This is a genomic window from Firmicutes bacterium HGW-Firmicutes-1, from assembly GCA_002841625.1.
Classification (GTDB): Bacteria; Bacillota; Clostridia; order Lachnospirales; family Vallitaleaceae; genus HGW-1.
Map to the genome: position 1 here is coordinate 83613 of PHAG01000008.1, position 20068 is coordinate 103680.

18 protein-coding genes are annotated in these 20068 nt (G+C 35.5%); 15 read left to right on the top strand and 3 right to left on the bottom strand.

All coding sequences use genetic code 11. The features are described 5' to 3' along the window. Positions 1-68 precede the first annotated feature (68 nt). From CVU84_10075 to CVU84_10095, 5 genes are all read left to right on the top strand, one after another. A complete protein-coding gene (locus CVU84_10075; protein ID PKM94409.1) occupies positions 69-374 on the top strand; it encodes an arsenical resistance operon transcriptional repressor ArsD in 306 nt (101 codons plus the stop codon). Further along, positions 367-2247 (top strand): arsenic-transporting ATPase, encoded by a 1881-nt coding sequence (locus CVU84_10080; GenBank protein PKM94410.1) that lies wholly within the window; start codon positions 367-369, stop codon positions 2245-2247. The genes CVU84_10075 and CVU84_10080 overlap by 8 nt, the downstream gene beginning before the upstream one ends. A gap of 100 nt (positions 2248-2347) precedes the next feature. Further along, positions 2348-2572 carry a hypothetical protein gene (locus tag CVU84_10085; GenBank protein PKM94592.1) on the top strand — a complete coding sequence of 75 codons (225 nt, stop codon included), beginning with the start codon at positions 2348-2350 and terminating at the stop codon, positions 2570-2572. 547 nt (positions 2573-3119) lie between these two features. Beyond that, a complete protein-coding gene (locus CVU84_10090; protein PKM94411.1) occupies positions 3120-3503 on the top strand; it encodes a response regulator in 384 nt (127 codons plus the stop codon). A gap of 4 nt (positions 3504-3507) precedes the next feature. After that, a complete protein-coding gene (locus CVU84_10095; GenBank protein ID PKM94412.1) occupies positions 3508-3987 on the top strand; it encodes a hypothetical protein in 480 nt (159 codons plus the stop codon). A 71-nt stretch (positions 3988-4058) separates the two neighbouring features. Here CVU84_10095 and CVU84_10100 read toward each other — a convergent pair whose 3' ends face one another. Next, the gene (locus CVU84_10100) at positions 4059-4808 is read right to left on the bottom strand and encodes a hypothetical protein (protein ID PKM94413.1); all 750 of its coding nucleotides are present in this window, start codon (positions 4806-4808) and stop codon (positions 4059-4061) included. A gap of 373 nt (positions 4809-5181) precedes the next feature. Between CVU84_10100 and CVU84_10105 the strand changes: the two genes are divergently transcribed. The 9 genes from CVU84_10105 to CVU84_10145 all read left to right on the top strand — a co-directional run bounded on the left by CVU84_10105 (position 5182) and on the right by CVU84_10145 (position 17840). Continuing rightward, positions 5182-6411, top strand: coding sequence for a hypothetical protein (locus tag CVU84_10105; protein PKM94414.1), 1230 nt, complete (start codon positions 5182-5184; stop codon positions 6409-6411). 58 nt (positions 6412-6469) lie between these two features. Beyond that, the gene (locus CVU84_10110; GenBank protein ID PKM94415.1) at positions 6470-6844 is read left to right on the top strand and encodes a response regulator; all 375 of its coding nucleotides are present in this window, start codon (positions 6470-6472) and stop codon (positions 6842-6844) included. A gap of 151 nt (positions 6845-6995) precedes the next feature. Next, positions 6996-8576 (top strand): methyl-accepting chemotaxis protein, encoded by a 1581-nt coding sequence (locus tag CVU84_10115; protein PKM94416.1) that lies wholly within the window; start codon positions 6996-6998, stop codon positions 8574-8576. A gap of 97 nt (positions 8577-8673) precedes the next feature. Further along, entirely contained in the window at positions 8674-10857 is a 2184-nt protein-coding gene (locus tag CVU84_10120) for a transcriptional regulator (GenBank protein ID PKM94417.1), read from the top strand. 32 nt (positions 10858-10889) lie between these two features. After that, complete coding sequence (locus CVU84_10125; GenBank protein PKM94418.1) at positions 10890-13970, top strand: ATP-binding protein; 3081 nt, start codon at positions 10890-10892, stop codon at positions 13968-13970. Beyond that, on the top strand, positions 13967-14410 hold the full coding sequence (locus CVU84_10130; GenBank protein PKM94419.1) for a chemotaxis protein CheW: 444 nt from the start codon (positions 13967-13969) through the stop codon (positions 14408-14410). Before CVU84_10125 ends, CVU84_10130 begins: the two co-directional genes overlap by 4 nt. Before the next feature lie 36 nt (positions 14411-14446). Continuing rightward, the gene (locus CVU84_10135; protein PKM94420.1) at positions 14447-15592 is read left to right on the top strand and encodes a chemotaxis response regulator protein-glutamate methylesterase; all 1146 of its coding nucleotides are present in this window, start codon (positions 14447-14449) and stop codon (positions 15590-15592) included. A gap of 1 nt (position 15593) precedes the next feature. Further along, on the top strand, positions 15594-16442 hold the full coding sequence (locus tag CVU84_10140; GenBank protein PKM94421.1) for a chemotaxis protein CheR: 849 nt from the start codon (positions 15594-15596) through the stop codon (positions 16440-16442). Between the two features lie 204 nt (positions 16443-16646). Next, positions 16647-17840, top strand: a complete 1194-nt coding sequence (locus CVU84_10145) for an MFS transporter (protein PKM94422.1) — start codon at positions 16647-16649, stop codon at positions 17838-17840. Here the strand turns inward: CVU84_10145 and CVU84_10150 are convergent. Together CVU84_10150 and CVU84_10155 are read right to left on the bottom strand one after the other, a co-directional pair. Continuing rightward, positions 17837-18298, bottom strand: coding sequence for an ethanolamine utilization protein EutP (locus CVU84_10150; GenBank protein PKM94423.1), 462 nt, complete (start codon positions 18296-18298; stop codon positions 17837-17839). The two genes, CVU84_10145 and CVU84_10150, sit on opposite strands and share 4 nt — an antisense overlap. Before the next feature lie 9 nt (positions 18299-18307). Then, a complete protein-coding gene (locus tag CVU84_10155) occupies positions 18308-18685 on the bottom strand; it encodes a propanediol utilization protein (GenBank protein PKM94424.1) in 378 nt (125 codons plus the stop codon). Positions 18686-18997: 312 nt separating this feature from the next. Here CVU84_10155 and CVU84_10160 point away from each other — a divergent pair, with 312 nt between their 5' ends. Then, complete coding sequence (locus CVU84_10160; protein PKM94425.1) at positions 18998-20062, top strand: PTS sugar transporter subunit IIC; 1065 nt, start codon at positions 18998-19000, stop codon at positions 20060-20062. The last annotated feature ends 6 nt before the right edge of the window (positions 20063-20068 follow it).

The window sequence follows — 20068 nt, forward strand, 5'->3', positions numbered from 1 at the left end:
GGAAATCCTACTTATTTATTTGACTATTATATGCTTAAATTCAATTATAAGCATGAAGGAGATATATTATGATAATAGAGTTTTATGATCCACCAATGTGTTGTTCCACAGGACTTTGTGGCCCAAGTGTTGACGAGAACCTTGTTAAATTAGGTCAAAACATAGATGCACTTAAGACAAAGTATAAGGATATTCAGATTGAAAGATATATGATTACTCAACAGCCTTTAAAATTCAAAGAAAACACAAGCGTTTTTGAAAAGGTAAAGAAAGAGGGCAAGTCAGTTCTTCCTATTACGACATTAAATGGAGAAATCATCAAAGTTGGTGAATATCCGACATTAGAAGAATTGGAGGAAAAAATAAATGCCTAACAAAACGGAATTTATTTTCTTTTCAGGCAAAGGCGGAGTAGGCAAAACATCCATGGCATGTACAACTGCAGTTCATTATGCAGACACTGGAAAGAAAACAATGATAGTAACGACGGATCCAGCAGCTAATTTATCAGATGTATTTGAACAAGAAATTGGACATAATATAACAAAGATTACTGGTATAAATAATTTGTATGCGATGGAGATTGATCCTGATCAATCAACGAAGGAATACAAGGAAAGATCGCTAGAACCAATGAGAGAGCTTTTCGATGAAGAGATGTTGAAAATTGCAGAAGAACAATTAAGTGGTCCTTGTACCGAAGAAATGGCTTCCTTTGATAAATTTATTGATTTCATGGATGATGATAATTATGATATCATTATTTTTGATACAGCACCTACAGGGCACACAATCAGACTGTTGGAGCTTCCGGTTGATTGGAGCAGGCATATTGAAGATAGTTCAAAAGGTAGCGGGCAAACTTGTATGGGCCCAGTTGCATTGATTCAAGAAAGCAAGCAAAAGTATGATGATGCAGTTGCAAAGCTTAGAGACCCAGAGCAAACTGATTTTGTATTTGTAATGCAACCAGAACAGACTTCTTTTCAAGAAACAATTAGAGCTTCTAACGAACTTGCACAGATTGGGATAACTACTACAAGAATTATTATCAATGGATTTATACCGAAAGAAGAAGCCATTAATCCTTTCTTTAAGGCTAGATATGAGATGCAAAGTGAATACCTTAAAAAAGCGAAAGAGACATTTCATAATCTTACAATTCAAACTATGGAATTATTTGATGGCGAGTTAAAAGGTATACCAATGTTTAGAAAAAGTGGAAGTAAGTTATTCAAGGAGAATTATACAAACGTTGATCCTACAGAGAAAGGTGATTCTGAGGTTAAAGTGCCAACAATAAACTCGGTAAAAAATGACTTGCAAATGAATGATTCTGAATTAGATCTTGCAACACTTATATATCCTGTAAAGGGTAAGAGAAAACACATATTTTTCTCTGGAAAAGGTGGTGTAGGAAAAACTTCTTTAGCATGTCTTACCGCTGTTCAAACAGCAAAAAAAGGTTTTAAGACTTTGCTAATGACAACCGATCCAGCAGCTCATATTGGTAATGTATTAGATAAACCAGTATCTGATGAAGTAACAGAGATTGACGGCGTAAAAAATCTATACGCAGTTAAAATTGATCAAAAGAAAGCCACAGAAGATTACAAAGAATCCATATTAGTGGATGCTAGAAAAAACTTTGAAGCAGGTACTATTAAAGCAATGGAAGAGGAATTAGATTCACCTTGTACCGAGGAAATGGCATCTTTCCAAAAGTTTATGGAATATGTAGGTGGGGATGAATTTGAAGTTATTGTATTTGATACCGCACCTACAGGTCATACACTTAGATTGTTAGAACTACCAATGGACTGGAGTAAACAAATACAACTAAAAGCAGGACTTTCAACGAAAATTAGCGAAGCTGATAAAATTCAAAAAGAAAGATTTGACAAAGTCATCGAAATGATGAAAAATAAAGAAGAAACAACCTTTGGATTTGTTATGTATCCAGAAAAAACACCAATTATAGAAGCGTATAGAGCCTCTGAAGAATTAAGAACAGTGGGTGTTAACACACAGCTTGTTGTTGCTAATCTTATTATTCCGGAAGAACAAGCAATTACACCGTTTTTTGAAAATCGTAGGAATATGCAACAAAAATATTTAAAAGAAATTCATGAACAATTTGCTAATGCTAAGATTCTAAAAGTACCAATGCAAGAAAAAGAGATCAGAGGCATTGCAATGTTAACTAAAATGTCAGAAAACATATTTGGAGGGAAAGAACATGAGTAACAAAGTGGAAGTAACTGTATTTGGATTGAAGGATGAGGCTCCAGCAGAAAGTGGATGTGGCTGCAGCTGTGGAGATTCTGGATGTGGACCAACACCAACGATGGGAGAAATGTTTCAAGAATTAACGGAGTTTATAACTCCAAAAATGGAGGATATTGAATTTAAGTTCATTGATATTCTTGAAGACGATTTGGATGAGCATGACGATGTATTAGGTCTCCTTGAAAAGCAATTTCCAATACCGTATACAAAAATAAACGGTAAAATGGCATTCTATGGTGGAATATCTAATGATGCGATTTATGAGGAAATAAAAAAGTTATAAATATCAAAATAATAGAAAATAAATAAAAAACTCCCTATATAAAAGCACTTCCTACCAAAGTTGAGGAAGTGTTTTTATCATTTTTCAAAGGTTAAGAAATATTTTGTAAAATGATTAATCTAACTTTTTAACTTTTTTATTATATTCTTAAAAATACTCCAAAAGGTGAGTGGAAATATAATAAGTGACAACTGTAAAAGCAAGAGACCGAGGTTTTTATATATGTATTTGGAGACGACATTTATTTGTATTTATATACAAAATTCATACGGGTTTTATGAAAAATATTGTTCCTTTTTTTGTTTTAATGTGCTATTATTTAGTTTAAGAGTATTAAAAATTAAAAGTTGTAAATGAATTAGTTATTTATTGTTGTAGTTTTTGCACAATAACCGAAGTTATTAGTTGAAAATATTATGAGAATGGCAGAAGTCACTTTTTTATGCATTAGGAAAGTTAAGAAGAACTTTCCATGCCTTATAAGTATGCTGCGTAAAACGCGTAAGAGAAATAAGCTCTTCTTGTAAAAAAGAAAGGATGTAGACTCATGGGAACTAGAAATAAGATACTTTCAGTTGACGATTCTTTAACAATGAGAAAGATAATTAAAAGTCATGTTGAGGCATTAGGCTATGAATTGTTAGAAGCATCAGAGGGCGCAAATGGACTACAAGTTCTCAACAACGAAATTCACAATATAGGTCTTATTTTACTTGATTGGAATATGCCGGGCATGAATGGGATGGAATTTTTGCAGAAGGTTAAAAGTAATGTCCTATATCATAATATCCCTATTATTATGGTGACAACGGAAGCGGAAAGAGAAAGTATAGTAAAAGCTGTGCAACAAGGAGTGAGTAACTATATCCTAAAACCGTTTACCAACGAAGAGCTAACAAAAAAAATCAATCAGTGTATAAGGAGAGATTAGATTCATGAATATAGGCGAAATAAAAGGAATAGAATTTGGAAATCAATTCGCTAAAGTCATAAAAGATATTATGAATTCAACATCTAATTTGAATCTAACTGTTCAAAATGCAAGTGAAGAAAATGAAAAAGAATATCCCAGTTTTATAACAGGAATAATGGTGCTACAGGGAACAAGAGATGTTGTATTGACATTAACCTTTTCGAAAATGGCTGCGGCTGAAATCGTTAAATCTTTATTGGGAATCAAATATGATAAGATGGTTGATGTGGAAGTTTATGATACGGTAATGGAAATTACAAACATGATAGCTGGAAGGCTGAAAACAGCAATTATAGCTACGGGTGAACACTATCAACTTACCACTCCATTTGTGTTTGTGGGAGCTAACCATTTTATAGGAGCCAAAACGAGACCAATAGGTATTGTTAAAAAATTTAAAGACAGTCATTTTGAAATGCTAGCAGGAGTTTTCTTTCTGTAAGGAAAGCTTCAATGGTTGCCTCCCTGAGAGCTTTCTTTCTTTCAGGGGGGTGGAATGTATTTTTAGGGCTCCTATTTCAAACTAGCATAGCCAGGAGATCTTTTAACAAGCTGTATTTGATCGCGAGTGTTTTCGAAAATCTTTGAAGTTTCCGAAGTTTGTGGTAATCGTAGAACCTGACCAAACCAATGCATAGCTTCTTTTAAATTACCTGCTCTACGGTTCAATTCACCTATTAAATAAGCACATGTAACATAATCAAATTTTCCAATTGGAAGGGGTTCCATTTGATAAGCGTTAATAAAACAATTTGCAGCTTCTTTCAAATATTCCAGCTCCTTTGGATTTTCCATAAATCGGTAGATCCATCCTATTCTCATCAACGTCTTAGCTTTTAAACTAGAAGGAGCATTTCGAGCCTCTAAAGCTAAGATTAGTATTTCAAAAGCTTCTAATGCTGTGAGAAGATCTCTTTCTCCATTACTATTTAGTGAGTCAAGATACTTATAGACTTTTTTATGGAACTCCGCTAATTCAAAAGGATTTTTACTAGGATCTTGGGTAAATTTATCCAAACATAATTTTTTTAGCGCTTCAATTTCCGGACCTGATAGGGCAGCAAAATTTGACTCGTACCCAGCATATCCACAGTGTTCGCAAATCCAGGGATCGTATAGTAAAGGATTTATTTCTTTGTAGTGCATACAGAAATCTTCATCTACTCGATCCAACTTAAAAGCAGAAGACTTTACCTTAACGACATTAAAACTTTTTTCACAAATAGGACAGGTGGTCAAAACAGAATACAACCCATTATCCATAGAATATCACCTACTTTTTATATTTTTTTAATTCAAGATTAAACGCTGTAAAGATAAAACAACATAATCTCAAACAGCTGTTTTGTGAGGAAAGGGTCCAAATTTTACTTTGCGATATCTATATTATATTCAGTATATAAGTGTGAAATCCTTCAAATTCTTCAAATAAAGACATTTACTGAGGATGATTTTAATTTTAGCTTTTGATTCTATTTTAACCGAATGCGGAGGTTTTGTAACATTGACAAATAGGAACAGTTTCTGCGGCTATTACAAAAAATAGAATGAGAAGTTAAATTTAATTTAACCGAATGTAAGGCGGAGGTTTTGTAACATTGTAGAGAAAATCTGGTAGTCATGAAAGGATTTGACAATGCAAAAACTTAATATTAAGACAATGGGAAAAACAATTAGGGAAATCGCCAGTCAAAGAAAAGCTGAAAACAAGACGTTTTGTACCGATTACTTAAAAACACTATCGCAAGATCAAAACATTACCCCAGAGACTGTTGAGTCCAATGATATGAATTGTACCGACGGTTATTTTGAGCTGACTAAAAATGAGTATAAACTAACAACATTTAGCGATATAACCTTTGGCAAAGGCAAAGCAGTTAGCGAAGATGATTTAATCAAGATTTCAGGAGTTTGCTTTTATTACTGTAGCTTTTCTATGTGTGGTTTCAGTAACATATCCTTTGAAAATTGTTCCTTTGTTGGGTGTGATTTTATTGAATGTTATACACTTGGAATGGTTTTAGTATTTAGAAATTGTAGTTTCGTAAGTCGTTCGCTTGGGAAAAAAAGCATAGAGGACATGCCTTCATTATTTGAAAGTTGTGAATTTACCGTGAAATTTTTTAATTGTGATGTGTCTTCGATTATTTTTAATAAAACCCAATTCTACTTTTCCTATTTTGAAAATGTAAATATGTACGATGCGATTTTTCTAGATTGTAGCTTTGATACTACGCAAATACGCGGATGCAATCTAAAAAGCACTAGAATTATCAATCCTAAATTCATAGAATTTTATGTAGATGATCTGGATAAAAAGACGAAAGTGGATCGAAAAACGTTTTTAGATTATATCTGCTACAATAAAAAAGAGAAAAGAGAGGTTAGAGATGCCATTGAAGTCTACTATGCCTTCAGTGAATTATTTGAAAACAATAAAATAATGGACTTTAGCGGTGAGTACTTTTTTTTGAGTCAGACGACAGGAATTAGACAGCTGGAAGGCTTTGCGAAGTTCAAATCCATTATAAGTCTTATCGCCTGTGGTTATGGAGAAAGACCTTCCTACGGTCTTATGACTTCGATGACCTTGGTGCTGGTATGTGGAACCTTATATATGATATTTGGTGTAAATGTTAACAATGAAGTATTTGCTTTTCAACCAACCCTAGGAAATCTTTTTCCAACAATTGATAATTTGATTATGTGGTATCATTTTAGTCTGGTGACATTCTGTACCGTTGGTTACGGAAATGTTCTTCCGATTGGAGGGAGTCTCATCGTATCCGCTATTGAAATGGTGCTTGGCGTTGTAATGATAGGAATTTGGGTATCTACTTTGGTCAGGAAGATGACAAGGAATTAATTTGGTACCTTTGAAGTACATATAAAGAGATAAAAATTTAATTAAAGGTGGAATGAATATGAGCAATAAAATTCTATTTGTAGACGATTCTTCGGTAATAAAAAAGATTGTCCAACGTACAGTTGAATCCGCTGGGTTTGAATTTCTAGGGGCTTCTGATGGGAAAGAGGCACTTTTGGTACTAACCAAGGAAAGTAGTAACACGAAACTGATTTTATCTGATTGGAATATGCCAGTAATGAATGGATTTGATTTTTTAAAAGAGGTGAAAAAAAATAATACATATAAGCATATACCTGTAATCATGATCACCACTGAAGCAGAAAAAAGCAATATCAATAAAGCAATACAGGCTGGTGCTGCAAATTATCTATTAAAACCCTTTAACCCAGAAGATTTACTTTTAAAGATTAAGCAAACTGCCCTTGAGTGAGGTTCGTGTGTATGTTACATAAAAATATTGTGTGGTGTCAAAAGTAAGTTGTTCTAATTCTGTACAGCATATTGTGATGGTTAATACGTCCATACACAATATGCTGTACAGAAAGAACAACTAAAACTTTTGACACGAGGAGGGAAAAAAATTGTATAAGAAAAGAAAAAGCTCAAATTCCATAACATGGTTTGGATATATTCGTAATACACTTCTAATTGTTATTCCATGTGCCGCAGGTATATCATATCTCGTGGGCTTGGGTATTGGAATCAGCAAACATACAATGCTACCGTATGTTATATCCAATACAATGATTGCCATATTCATCGTAATTTTGGCCAGTTCAAAGAATTATCTCTTGTATGTTAAGCCTGCTACGAAATTTATTAATGTTCTAAAAAAAATCGTAACAGAACATGACTTGACCAGTAAAATTATAAAGCTATCCAGAAGAGAAATTGGTGAAATAGAACGGTATTTTAATCAATTTACGGATGAAATTCAAGCTGTAATGAAAAATATATATTCAACAACCCAGACCTTGAATAAATCTTCTGATGATTTATCCCTTATTTCAGGTAATATGGCAGATACCAGCAAAGAGACGAATGATAAAACTGTAATCGTTAAGTTCACCATTGAGGGTATTGCCACAAATTTGGAAGAAACGGCATCTGCCTTATCAGAGGTCAGTGGGAATATGCAGGTGATGACCTCTTCAGTAGTGAATATGTCAGATACGGCTGTTAATTTGGCGGCTATTTCTGGGCAAACATCTATAGCTGTAGAACATGTGGCCGATATTTCGATTGAGATTTCGGGAAGCATCAATAGCGTCTCTGATTCAGCCAAGGAAGTATCCTTATCAGTCAACAGTGTTGCAACAGCGGTAAAGGAAATTAGTATTTCTCTCAATGAGATCAGTAAAAATTGCGAGCGATCTATACATATCACTAACGATGCGGAAATAAACGCTAAAGATACAAATTCAATCATTGCCAAACTCAATGAATCCTCCAAACAAATTGGTAAAATAGTAAATGTGATTAATGATATTGCGGATCAAACCAATATGCTTGCGCTGAACGCTGCTATTGAAGCAGCAGGTGCAGGGGAAGCGGGAAAAGGCTTTGCAGTGGTCGCCAATGAAGTAAAGGAACTGGCGAAACAAACCGCTGAAGCCACAGAGGAAATAAGTGAGCAGATTGAAGCTATGCAGAAAAATATGACGGGAGCTGTCAAATCAGTTGGAACCTTTAATTCTGTAATTGAAGAAATCACTGCCATCACAAACACGATTGCGGCGGCAGTAACCGAGCAGACAGCAATTACAGGGAATATTTCAAGTGCTGTACTAAAAGCAGCAGAGAAGTCTAGTCATATAACAAAGGACATGGTCGAAATTGCATCCAATACTGGAAATGTAACGATGGTCTTAGGTGAAACATCAAATAGTGTTAAGAATATTGCAAATGCTTCAAGGGATCTATCTAGTGATTTGGGTGTCGTGGTTAAAAATGTAGAAAAATCTTATGTAAAGATTGAGGAAATAACAAAAGTGACGCATGAAATTTCGAAAGGCACGAATGAAATTTTTCAAAATATGCAAGAGATTAGTGTGACAACAGGGGAAATCACTCATACTTCTATTCAAACTAACAATTCAGCTAAGGACCTTTCGGAGGTTGCACAGAAACTGGAGGCACTTACCAAGAAATTTAAGATATGACGAAGGGTAGTGTCAAGAGTAAGTTGTTCTAATTCTGTCAAATCATATGGTGATTATAGTGTCAAAATTAAACTGACTTAGAGGAGGTTGAAATTCAATGGAAAATGTTATTTTTGTTAATGAGGAAAAATGTGTAGGTTGTAACAAGTGTATAAGAAATTGTTTGGTAGTGGGTGCGAATGCCTCCTACTTATTAGAGGGCGAAAACAAAGTAAAGATAAATTCGGAAAAGTGTATTTTGTGCGGAAAATGTATTGAAGTATGTAGCCATGAGGCCAGAGATTTTATGGATGATACTGAAATATTTTTTGAAGATTTGGGAAGAGGTAAAAAAATATCAGTAGTTGTAGCACCTTCTGTCAGAGTGAATTTCGTAGATTATGAAAACTTGTTTGGATTTCTCAAGTCAAAAGGCGTGGACGTAATTTATGATGTATCCTTCGGAGCAGACATCACTACATGGGCCTATTTAAAGGTGATTAAGGATATGAATTTATCAACGGTAGTTGCTCAGCCATGTCCAGCAATTGTTAGCTATATAGAAAAATATAAGCCTGAACTTATTCCAAGGCTAGCACCAATTCACAGTCCAATGACTTGTACAGCAGTGTACCTGAAACGATATGCAAATGTTTTTAGTGATATAGCCTTTTTATCTCCTTGTATTGGTAAAATAAATGAAATTAATGATTCGAATACCAACGATTATGTTAAATACAATTTAACTTTTAAAAAATTGACTGACTATATGGAGAAGAATAAAATAAACCTGGCTAACTACCAAAAAGCTGAATTTGAGGATATTGGTTGTAGTCTAGGCTGCTTGTTTAGTAGACCAGGGGGACTTCGTGAAAATGTGGAAGTCAAGGTGAAGAATGCATGGATCAGACAAGTAGAAGGTCAAGAGCATGCTTATAGCTATCTGGATGAATATAGTGACAGATTAAAAAACAATGAACCTGTCCCACTGTTGGTGGATATTTTAAACTGTCCACATGGATGTAGTCTTGGTACAGCCACCTCGAAAAACATTACAATAGATGATTCGGATTTTAGATTGAACAAATTAAAGGTAGAAAAACTGAGTGATAAGGGTGGAAAATTGGTCACAAGAAAAATAGACTGGCTTTACCAACAATTTGATAAAACACTTAAACTGGATGACTTTACAAGGAAATACAATACTAATTTGAGAATAGAGTCCTTGAAAGTACCTACAGATGCACAATACGATGAAATTTTTACCAAGATGCATAAAGTTACAAAGCGAGAAAAAGAATTGAACTGTTCGGCATGTGGATTCAATACCTGCCACGAAATGGTAGAGGCTATTTTTAACGGATTAAATGACATTTCTAGCTGTATTTATTATAACAAGAGTGAAATTAATCTGGAGAGAGAGCATTTGGAATTGAACAATAACACCTTGGAAGCCAAAAACAGCGAAATGAACAATGCATTAGAAGAAGTTAAAATGTTAAGTGAAGAAAGACTTAAAAAATCAGAGGAAATAGAGACCATTATCAAGAAACTGGCAGCAGCTTCGACAAAAACCTCGTCTGGAATAGAAGAAATAAATTCGATTATGGGTGGAATTGCTGATAATACGAACAACGTATCCAATTTTACAAAGGATGTTTCTTCGTCTGTAAATAGTGTGGTTTTGGCTATGAAGGAGATTAATATTTCACTTAATGAGATCAGTCATAATTGCGAGCGTTCTAAAAACATAACGACTGATGCAGAGGAAAAAGCTAAAGATACCAACAGAATTATTGATACCTTGAATACCTCATCCAAGCAGATTGGAAAAATTGTAAAGGTAATAAACGAGATTGCCGACCAAACAAATATGCTGGCACTGAATGCTGCAATCGAAGCAGCCGGTGCTGGAGAAGCCGGCAAGGGATTTGCTGTTGTTGCAGGTGAAGTAAAAGAATTGGCAAGACAAACCGCAGATTCTACAGAAGAAATTGGACAACAGATTGAAGTCATGCAAAATAATATGGCTGATGTAGTGAGTGCTATGGGGACTATAATAGAGGTCATCGATGAGATGACAAGCATTACAAACACCATTGCTGCAGCGGTATCAGAGCAGTCGGCGGTTTCAGGAAATATTTCAGGTGCAGCAGTCACTGCAGCTGAAAAGGTTAACCTGATCACAGAAAAGACTAGGGACATTGCTGTTAGCTCGCAAAATGCTGCAAAAAGTATCGCCGAAGCTGCTGTAGGCATCAAGGATCTGGCATCAACAGCTTCTGAACTTTCAGTTGTATAAGGGAAAATAAACAGGGGAGTTGATTCATTAGTATGCTGGATGATAATGATTTTGTGCAAAGTTTTGTTGAGGAAGCTAGGGTTCATGTTGAAACGGTTGAAACCGAACTGATGCAATTAGATTTAAGTAATGTAAATGATGAAGCCATTAATAACATTTTTCGTGCGGTGCATAGTATTAAAGGAACATCAGGATTTTTGGATCTTACAAAAATCGTGAAGCTTTCTCATTCTATGGAAAATATCTTTGGTGAAATCCGTTCGGGAAAGATGAAAATCAATGATGGAATGATTGATATTTTATTGTCTGCCAATGATTGTATGAAAACCATGGTGGATGATGTGAAAAGTAGTGAAGAGGTTGAGATTTCGGAATTTCTGGATAAACTATCAACTATTTTGTCGGGTCAGTTTTCAGAAAAAGTAGAGCTTACAAAAACTGTTAATTCTGCCCCAAATACTTTGGGTAGTAGTGTTTTTGCGGCAACAGAAGTGAAAAAACAAAAAATTCAGGATTCAGTTGGGCGAGGACATAAAATATATCGAATAAAGAAAAGCCTTGAAAAGGATTTGATTCAAAATGACATTACGTTGATTCAGTTTATACAACAGGTTGGTTCTTATGGCACGGTTATCGACTGCTCAGTAGATATGGAAGGATTGTTGGACTCAGGCGATGAAACACAGGATGTAGGTCTAGAGTTTTTATTTACAACTGTCCTAGAAAAGGATTTATTGTCTATGGCACTTAATTTGTCAGAAGAAGATATCTGCGAAATGAATCCGCTGGAGGAAGAAGAAAAACCAGTGGAAATGGGAAAGGAGGAACCACCAACGCAGGTTCCTGTGGAAAATGTAGTAGTGGTTGCACATGAAGAAGGTGATAAGGAAGTACATACAAATAAGGGACAGTCGATTGTTCCAGAAGACAGTATTCGTGTAAATGTCATGCTGCTTAACGATTTATTAAATTTGGCTAGTGAAATGGTACTTGCCAAGAATCAATTGCTTAGATCAATTGATAGCCATAGAAAGAGTATTCCAGGAATTGAGCCCATTTTTCAAAACATCAATCATATCACCACCAATCTGCAGGAAAAAATTATGCAGACAAGGATGCAACCCATAGCTATTGTTTTCAATAAATTCCCAAGGATTATCCGAGAATTGTCTAAAAAGCTTGGTAAGGATATTCATCTGGAAATGGAAGGGATCGACGTTGAACTTGACAAATCTATTATCGAAGCGTTAGGAGACCCGCTAACCCATCTTATAAGAAATGCAGTAGACCATGGCTTAGAATTACCTGATGCCAGAGAGAAGCAAGGAAAGAAAAGGGTAGGCTCAGTCACATTAAAGGCATATCACGAAGGTGGCTATGTGAATATCGATATTATTGATGATGGTAAGGGAATTGATATTGAATATATAAAAGAAAAGGCACTTTCGAAGGGTTTTGTAGATAAGTTTGATATAGCTACAATGGGTGATCAGGACATACTTAAATTGCTCTTCAAACCAGGATTTTCAACTGCTGAGATCGTAACAGACATTTCGGGCAGAGGCGTTGGAATGGATGTAGTAAAAACCAATATTGAAAAGCTAGGTGGGACTATCGAGATATTTACCGTTCTACATGTTGGAACGACATTTCGACTTTTATTACCCCTAACACTTGCAATTATTCCATCTTTAATTGTGGAGTCTGAAAATCAGAAATTTGCACTACCTCAGGTGAACCTGCAGGAGATTGTACGTATTAAAGCAAGTGATCCCGCAAGAAGAATTGAGTATATCAATAATGCAGAAGTATTACGACTCCGAGACAAACTATTGCCTATTGTTCACCTTTCAGAAGTTTTAGGAATGGAGAGAACTTTTATTGACCAGAATACGGGTGAAAGGGTCGAGGAAAAAAGAAGAAACCTGTTTCATTCAAGGCGCGTCAATCAGCAAACTGTTCCCAAAGAAAATGATCTGCGTGAGATTGGTGATCGCCGACAATTAAATAATATTAATATTGTAAGAATTCTCGTTATCAAAATTGGATCTAGGCGGCTTGGACTTGCGGTAGATGCCATTCATGGTAGTGAAGAAATTCTTGTTAAAACCTTACCAGTCTATGTCAAAGATTGTAAGTGCTATTCAGGGGTAACCATCCTTGGAGATGGAAAGACATCTATGATTTTGGATCCAAGCGGAATTATTGAAAAAGCAAATCTACATTATTTTGATGGAATGGATGAAAAAAATCTCAAAGATGTGACCTTGGAAAGTGAAAATATGAGAGAGACTCAGAATCTTCTTCTGTTTCAATGCTCGGGACCTGAAACATTGGCCCTTAATATGGCTATGGTGTCCAGGGTTGAGGAGATTAAAGCGGAAGACATTGACAAAATAGGAGACAAGGAATATATCAAATTCAGAGGAGAATCTCTTAGGGTAGTCAGACCCGAAGATTTTATTCCCATAACCAATCAAAAAAGTCTGAAAAGTAAATATTATGTCATCATTCCTAAATTAGTAGGCCATCCTATGGGAATTCTCATTGAAAAAATTCAGGACACAGTTCAGGCGGTAGTTCATATCAAGCAGGATGACAATATTACGGAGAAGGGATTGATTGGATCTACCATTTTAAACAATACTATTATTTTGTTGGTAAATATTTATGAGCTTTTTGAGAAAGCCAATCCAGAACATTACAAAGTTGAAACCACAATAAAGAAAGGTGTGAAAATGAACATCCTTCTAGTAGAAGATACGCCATTCTTTCAAAAACTTGAAAAAAGTTATCTTGAAGATGCGGGATACAATGTGCATTTGTCAGAGAATGGTAAAGAAGCTATGGAATTTTTACAAACTGAAAAAGTTGATGCGGTTGTAAGTGATATCGTCATGCCTATAATGAATGGTTTGGAGCTTGTTAGAAAAATTCGTGCAAATCCTGCTTTGAACCACTTGCCAGTAATAGCCATCACATCTCTAACAGGTGAATCACAGATAAAAGAGGGCATGAAAGCTGGATTTGATGCCTATGAGTTTAAATTGGATAGGCAAAAACTACTTGATATTCTTGAGCAGGCTATACAAAAAAGGAGTGTAGAGGTATGAAGATGAAGGTACTTACATTTTATCTTTGTGAAAGTCTCCTGGGTATTGATGTAACTTTGGTGAAGGAAATCAACAGAAATGTGGATTTTTCAGTCGTACCGGGATCACAGCAGTATATCGTTGGATTTTTAAATATGCGAGGACAGGTAGTAACACTCTTTAACTTAGCAAATCTTATTAATCTGGAAAGTGAAAATATTCAAAAAGCGCATACGTGTATTATCTTGAAATCTCCAAAGGATCCTGATCAGGTGGGATTTTTAATAGACCATCCAGGTGATGTAATAGATATTGATCAAGAGGAATGTGAACTGCCACCTGCTAATGTTGGTGGGGTCGAGGGTGAATTTATCAGTAGTATTGTTAAACTTGAAAATGAACTTTTAATCATAATAGATCCTACAAAGATATTTAAAGATCAAAGAAATATTGAGGGATAATTCGTTGCGCTGCATGTTACTTGAGAACATATCATAATGGGGGGATGTTTTTTGAAAAGCCTGAAGATATTGTTAGTGGATAGTTCTGTCATAACAAGAATGGCTATGCTTGAAGTCATCAATGCAACGCGGTACGGTGTTGTAGAGCGAGCAACTTCCGATGGAAGCATTGCGCTTGAATGGCTAAAGCAGTGTGTGATTGATGTTGTAATGATTGATGTTATGATTATAAGAAAAGAAGGTCTTGACCTACTCGAATTGATAAAAAGTAGTTATCCGGAAATTGAAATTATCATCATGAGTAACGATCATCCGGAAAGCCCTTCAATTACATTGGATTCACTTAAAGCAGGTGCAATGGATTTTATACAAAAATTACCTGAAAAGGAATTGGTGAAAAGACAAGGCGAGTTAAAAGCACAACTCCAAGACCTTTTTACACAGATTTTATTAAAAAAATTCTCGGATGTTTCCAGAATTAGTATACCAAGTGAATACAAAGAGAAAGTTAGAAACGAAGGAACTATGATTAACGCTACGGATCAGCAAAAAAGAGAGAACAATACATGGAAAAGCGAAATATTCGGTGGTATTGATTTGATTTTGATTGCATCTTCAACGGGAGGTCCAGTAGCTTTAGATACTATATTCAGTACGTTCGGTTCAAAAATTCATAAACCCATATTGATTGTTCAACATATGCCCCCTGATTTTACAAATATAATGGCGCAGAAGTTGCATGATAAATACAATTTGCAAATTACAGAAGGCAAAGACAAAGAAGTTATAAATGATGGAAATATTATGATTGCCCCAGGCGGTCTGCACATGACCATTGAAGCATGTGGAAGATTTGAAAAGGTCATTCGCCTAATAGATGAAGGCTTTGTGAATGGGGTTAAACCTTCTGCAGATGTTCTCTTTCAATCTGTCGCTGATTCCTTCGAAGGTAAAAATATCTTGGTCGTAATTCTTACTGGTATGGGTAATGATGGTACGCAAGGGATTATTAAACTAAAGAAGCATTGCAATTGTTACTGCATAACCCAAAGTGAAAGTACTTGTGTGGTGTATGGAATGCCCAAGTGTGTTTATGAGGCAGGATTGTCAGATGAAGTGGTTGATCTAGGAGATATTGCTTCTCGTATCCATCAGATTGCACTGGAACGGGGAGGGCGTTAGGGTGGGGAAAGTACTGACATCAAAAGAGATTAGCATGATCCAGAAGCTTATTGAAGATAGATTTGGAATCTTTTTAGAGGAAGAAAAAACATACCTGCTTGATAACAAGCTGAGTAAAATCCTATCCAAGTCAAGCCTTGGGAGTTTTGAGGAATTATATACCCAAATATGCCATAGGAATAATCCTGAGCTTATTGACGATATCATAGATGCAATTACAGTGAATGAGACCTTCTGGTTTAGAGACAGAACTCCCTGGTTTATTATGGAAGAGATATTGCTTCCAACCTATATAGCCGAGTTCAGAGAGGGGAAGCGGGACCTTGTACGGATTTGGAGTGGCGCCTGCTCTTATGGTCAGGAACCATATTCAATTGCCATGAGTATTGACCGTTATCTAAAACACCATAACATCCATGAGCTTAACCTTAGTCATTTCGAAATTTTAGCCACTGATATATCGCGTACCGTTCTTCAAAGGGCCAAGATGGGAGTATATGACAATATTTCTATTCAACGTGGGTTGGATGAAGCCAATAGATTAGAGTATTTTAAAAACGACGGAAAGATATGGAGCATAAATGATAAAATTAGGAATGCGGTTAGGTTTGAACAAATTAATCTCATTCAGGAATCCTTTCCTAGTAAGAGATTTGACATCATCTTTTTCAGAAATGTTTTGATTTATTTTTCGGACAAACAAAAAAAAGAAATGATGTGTAAAATCAAAGATGTATTAAGGCCAGGAGGAACACTATTTATAGGGAGTTCAGAGTTATTTGAGGATCATAAACCGAATTTCTCCATGGCACAGTATAAAAATGGGATTTATTTTAGATTAGAGGAATGATTTCATTTGGGTACCACCATACGGGCTAAGTTCACAAGGTCTCATTTAAGATAAACCAACTTTGTTTATAGAAAGGTTATCTTTAATGAGATTTTTTGATGCAATAGAATTTTGTTTTCTTAATAAAATTTCTTCAAGTGTTTCTGGAATGTGATATAATAAACGACGACATAGAGCATCTTAACAAACTAGGAGGATAATATTTTGAAAGAGCAATCATTTTACGCACAACTTGATCAACACAGCAAATACATTCTAAAATGTTGTTTTTTTGTTTTTGCAGTTAACGGGTTATATGGTATGATTTTAGGTTCCATATTACCACTCATTAGCAATGAATATGGACTAAACAATATAATAAGTGGTGCATTGTTATCTGCCCACCAGGTAGGCAACTTGATAGCGGGCTTTATCGCAGGAATATTGCCTATTTATTTGGGCAGAAAAAAATCAATTATGTTTTTATGTAGCTTTGTAGTAATGGGATTTATGATTATGATATTAACAGGGAATCCAGTACTATTAATCTTGGGATTTTTATTTACAGGACTTAGTAGGGGTAGTATCTCGAATTTTAACAATACTGTTGTAAATGAGGTATCAAACAGTAGCCCAGTAGCTCTTAATATTTTACATAGTATTTTTGCTGTTGGGGCGTTATCTGCACCTTTCTTAGTTATTCTATGTACGTATATTGGAGGGGATATTGGCTGGAAATTAGCTGCAGGCGTTATTATCCTACTAGCAATTATTTCAATCCATCTATTTTCTAGAATGAAAATAGAGGATAGTGCAAAAAATAAGAGCAATAAAAAAATGTCCTATCAATTTCTTGGGAATAAGTATTTTTGGATTAGCGCTGGAATTTTGTTTTTTTATTTATGTGCAGAAGCATCCATTAATGGATGGATTGTTAAGTACTTTGTAGATTCAAATATAATGACGATTCAATATGCCCAAATACTTGCTTCATTATTATGGGTAGTTATTCTTGCAGGTAGACTAACTTGTGCCTTTTTGGGAAATAAAGTATCTAAGAAAGTATTGCTATTGACTACTAGCATAGGAACTGCTGTTTTTTATTTGTTATTGCTTTCTACACAAGATTTATTGATTATTACGATCGCTATAATGGGATTAGGGTTTTCGATGGCAGGTATTTACCCTACAACAATTTCTACTGTTGGGGTTATCCTTAAGGCTTATCCTATGTCAATGGGAGTCTTGCTTATGTTAAGTGGTGCGGGTGCCATTATGATGCCAATCATTACAGGTGCATTATCTGACGCTTTTGGAATTTTGGCTGGTATGAGTGCAATTATAGTTGCAATCATTTTGATGATTCTTTGTGTGGTTTTAAATGTGCTTAGTAAAAAAGATAAAAGGGTGATTGATTAAATTGATTCGCTATCCCATGGAAGTACATCATGTTGATCTCTTAAGTATTCCAGTATTTCACCGACCCCCTCACCTGTATATGCACTCACATGGAAAATGTCCTTACAGCCTACTAGTCTAAGCCATTCTTCAGCTTGAGTAGGATTTGCTTTTTCTGCATCAATTTGCGTTACGATGCCAATGACTGGTCTTGTAACTTGGCCTACTATACAGGGAGGATACAGGGAATAGTGTTCAGTAGAACTAATTAAGAACCCTATTATATCGGCTTCATAAGCAAATAGTGCTAAAGCTCTTGCCAAGGCATGATTTTCAGCATATTCTCCAGGAGTATCTATAATGACATTAAAATGATTGATATATTGGGTTTTTCTATATCGGATTTTTTTGCCCTGAAGTGCCTGTGTTAAAGTCGTTTTACCGCAGCCACTCTTACCCATTAGAATGATTTTTTTCATATTTTAGCCCTATGTTCTTGTCAGTTCACATATTGTGAAACCAAGATTCTCTTTGGTGTATTTTATTATGGCTTGAATGGAGGCTTCTACTTCGGAAACCTTACCTGTAATAATGAGTGTACCACTAAATCTATCAATAAAGCCCAATTCTACATTAGCGGTTTTGATTGCTAAATCTCCAGCGATAACAGACACTTCACTTGGACTCGTGGTTAAGATACCAATGGCGGATCTTGCGTAATCTAAATCAGGGTTAAGACCTAGTTTTTTGTAAATGGTGGGATCAGGACTAGCGATAATATGAGCCAAAGTAATTTGCTTACCAGGTACTAATTCTTGTACAATTCTAATTTTTTCTTCTGAAGATATCATGTTTTTTAAATCCATGTTTGTACCCCTTTTCAAAGTGATTTTTATGTGACTAACAGCGTACTGTGTTAATTATGTTAAATAATCTAAATCTATTATTCTATATCATAAATCAATAGGACTAAAAGGTGATAGTAGATTTATAGACATATTATTGGAGAATTTTGTCCCTTCACATTTTTGCGGACATTCAGTTCCTAAATTATGAGTGTAAATACTAGTAAAGCCATCCTGTTTAAGGAATAAACATATCTTGATTTAAGCTTTCCAATATGGTATATTCACGTCAAAAGATATGATAAAATACATGAAAGAATATAGAGGAAAAGTATGAATCCAAAACAAATGCTCAAGAAGTTTTCCAATCGGTATTTAATTGATGGCTTAAGTGGTATGGCGCTAGGCTTATTTTCTACTTTGATCGTTGGATTAATTTTAAAACAATTTGGTACATTAATAGGCCTGAAGCAACTTGTATGGCTAGGCTCGATAGCTACGATATGCACTGGGGCTGGGATTGGTATTAGTGTTGCCTATAAGTTCAAGAGTGCACCGTTGATCATCTATGCTTCAGGGGTATCAGGCATGGTCGGAGCATATGCGAGCAAAATTATAAGTGGAGCTGCCTTTGAAGGGACAAACATTGTACTCAGTGGTCCTGGTGAACCATTAGGTGCATTTATTGGTGCAGTCATAGGAATAGAAATTGGTCGTTTGATTTCTGGAAAGACGAAGCTTGATATTGTATTAACACCCATAGTCACAATTATTACTGGTGGGACAGTGGGTTTGTTAGTTGGGCCACCGATTTCCTCGTTAATGAATTTGCTAGGAAGTTTCATTATGGCTACGACTGAGCAAGCTCCAGTGATTATGGGGATTTTAGTATCTACAATTATGGGCATTATTTTAACGCTTCCAATAAGTTCGGCAGCTCTATCCATTATTTTAGGTTTAAGCGGTACTGCAGCAGGGGCGGCAACAGTTGGTTGTTCAACACAAATGGTTGGGTTTGCAGTGATTAGCTATAGAGAAAACAAATTAAATGGGCTTTTGGCTCAAGGTTTGGGCACGAGCATGTTACAAGTACCGAATATTGTTCGAAATCCTAGAATTTGGATACCACCAATTCTTACAAGCGCTATATTAGGACCGTTGGCAACAAAAGTATTTGAAATGCAAAATAATCCAGCAGGTGGTGGTATGGGCACTTCAGGATTAGTAGGTCAGTTAATGACATGGCAAACGATGGCTGGAAGTCGACCTGATACCATTTTGTTTTTTGAGATTGTATTGCTACATTTTATCTTGCCAGCTATTATAACGCTGATTATTTCGGAATTTATGAGGAAGAAAAAATGGATCAAGCCTGGAGATATGAAGCTCGAAGTCTAAAGCTCG

Bases quoted from the DNA above. Each gene is read 5' to 3' on its own strand.
- CVU84_10130 (PKM94419.1), top strand. From the start codon at position 13,967: ATGAAGATGAAGGTACTTACATTTTATCTTTGTGAAAGTCTCCTGGGT.
- CVU84_10075 (PKM94409.1), top strand. From the start codon at position 69: ATGATAATAGAGTTTTATGATCCACCAATGTGTTGTTCCACAGGACTT.
- CVU84_10160 (PKM94425.1), top strand. From the start codon at position 18,998: ATGAATCCAAAACAAATGCTCAAGAAGTTTTCCAATCGGTATTTAATT.
- CVU84_10125 (PKM94418.1), top strand. From the start codon at position 10,890: ATGCTGGATGATAATGATTTTGTGCAAAGTTTTGTTGAGGAAGCTAGG.
- CVU84_10120 (PKM94417.1), top strand. From the start codon at position 8,674: ATGGAAAATGTTATTTTTGTTAATGAGGAAAAATGTGTAGGTTGTAAC.
- CVU84_10095 (PKM94412.1), top strand. From the start codon at position 3,508: ATGAATATAGGCGAAATAAAAGGAATAGAATTTGGAAATCAATTCGCT.
- CVU84_10085 (PKM94592.1), top strand. From the start codon at position 2,348: ATGGGAGAAATGTTTCAAGAATTAACGGAGTTTATAACTCCAAAAATG.
- CVU84_10150 (PKM94423.1), bottom strand. From the start codon at position 18,298: ATGAAAAAAATCATTCTAATGGGTAAGAGTGGCTGCGGTAAAACGACT.
- CVU84_10100 (PKM94413.1), bottom strand. From the start codon at position 4,808: ATGGATAATGGGTTGTATTCTGTTTTGACCACCTGTCCTATTTGTGAA.
- CVU84_10155 (PKM94424.1), bottom strand. From the start codon at position 18,685: ATGGATTTAAAAAACATGATATCTTCAGAAGAAAAAATTAGAATTGTA.
- CVU84_10110 (PKM94415.1), top strand. From the start codon at position 6,470: ATGAGCAATAAAATTCTATTTGTAGACGATTCTTCGGTAATAAAAAAG.
- CVU84_10080 (PKM94410.1), top strand. From the start codon at position 367: ATGCCTAACAAAACGGAATTTATTTTCTTTTCAGGCAAAGGCGGAGTA.
- CVU84_10090 (PKM94411.1), top strand. From the start codon at position 3,120: ATGGGAACTAGAAATAAGATACTTTCAGTTGACGATTCTTTAACAATG.
- CVU84_10135 (PKM94420.1), top strand. From the start codon at position 14,447: ATGGGGGGATGTTTTTTGAAAAGCCTGAAGATATTGTTAGTGGATAGT.
- CVU84_10105 (PKM94414.1), top strand. From the start codon at position 5,182: ATGCAAAAACTTAATATTAAGACAATGGGAAAAACAATTAGGGAAATC.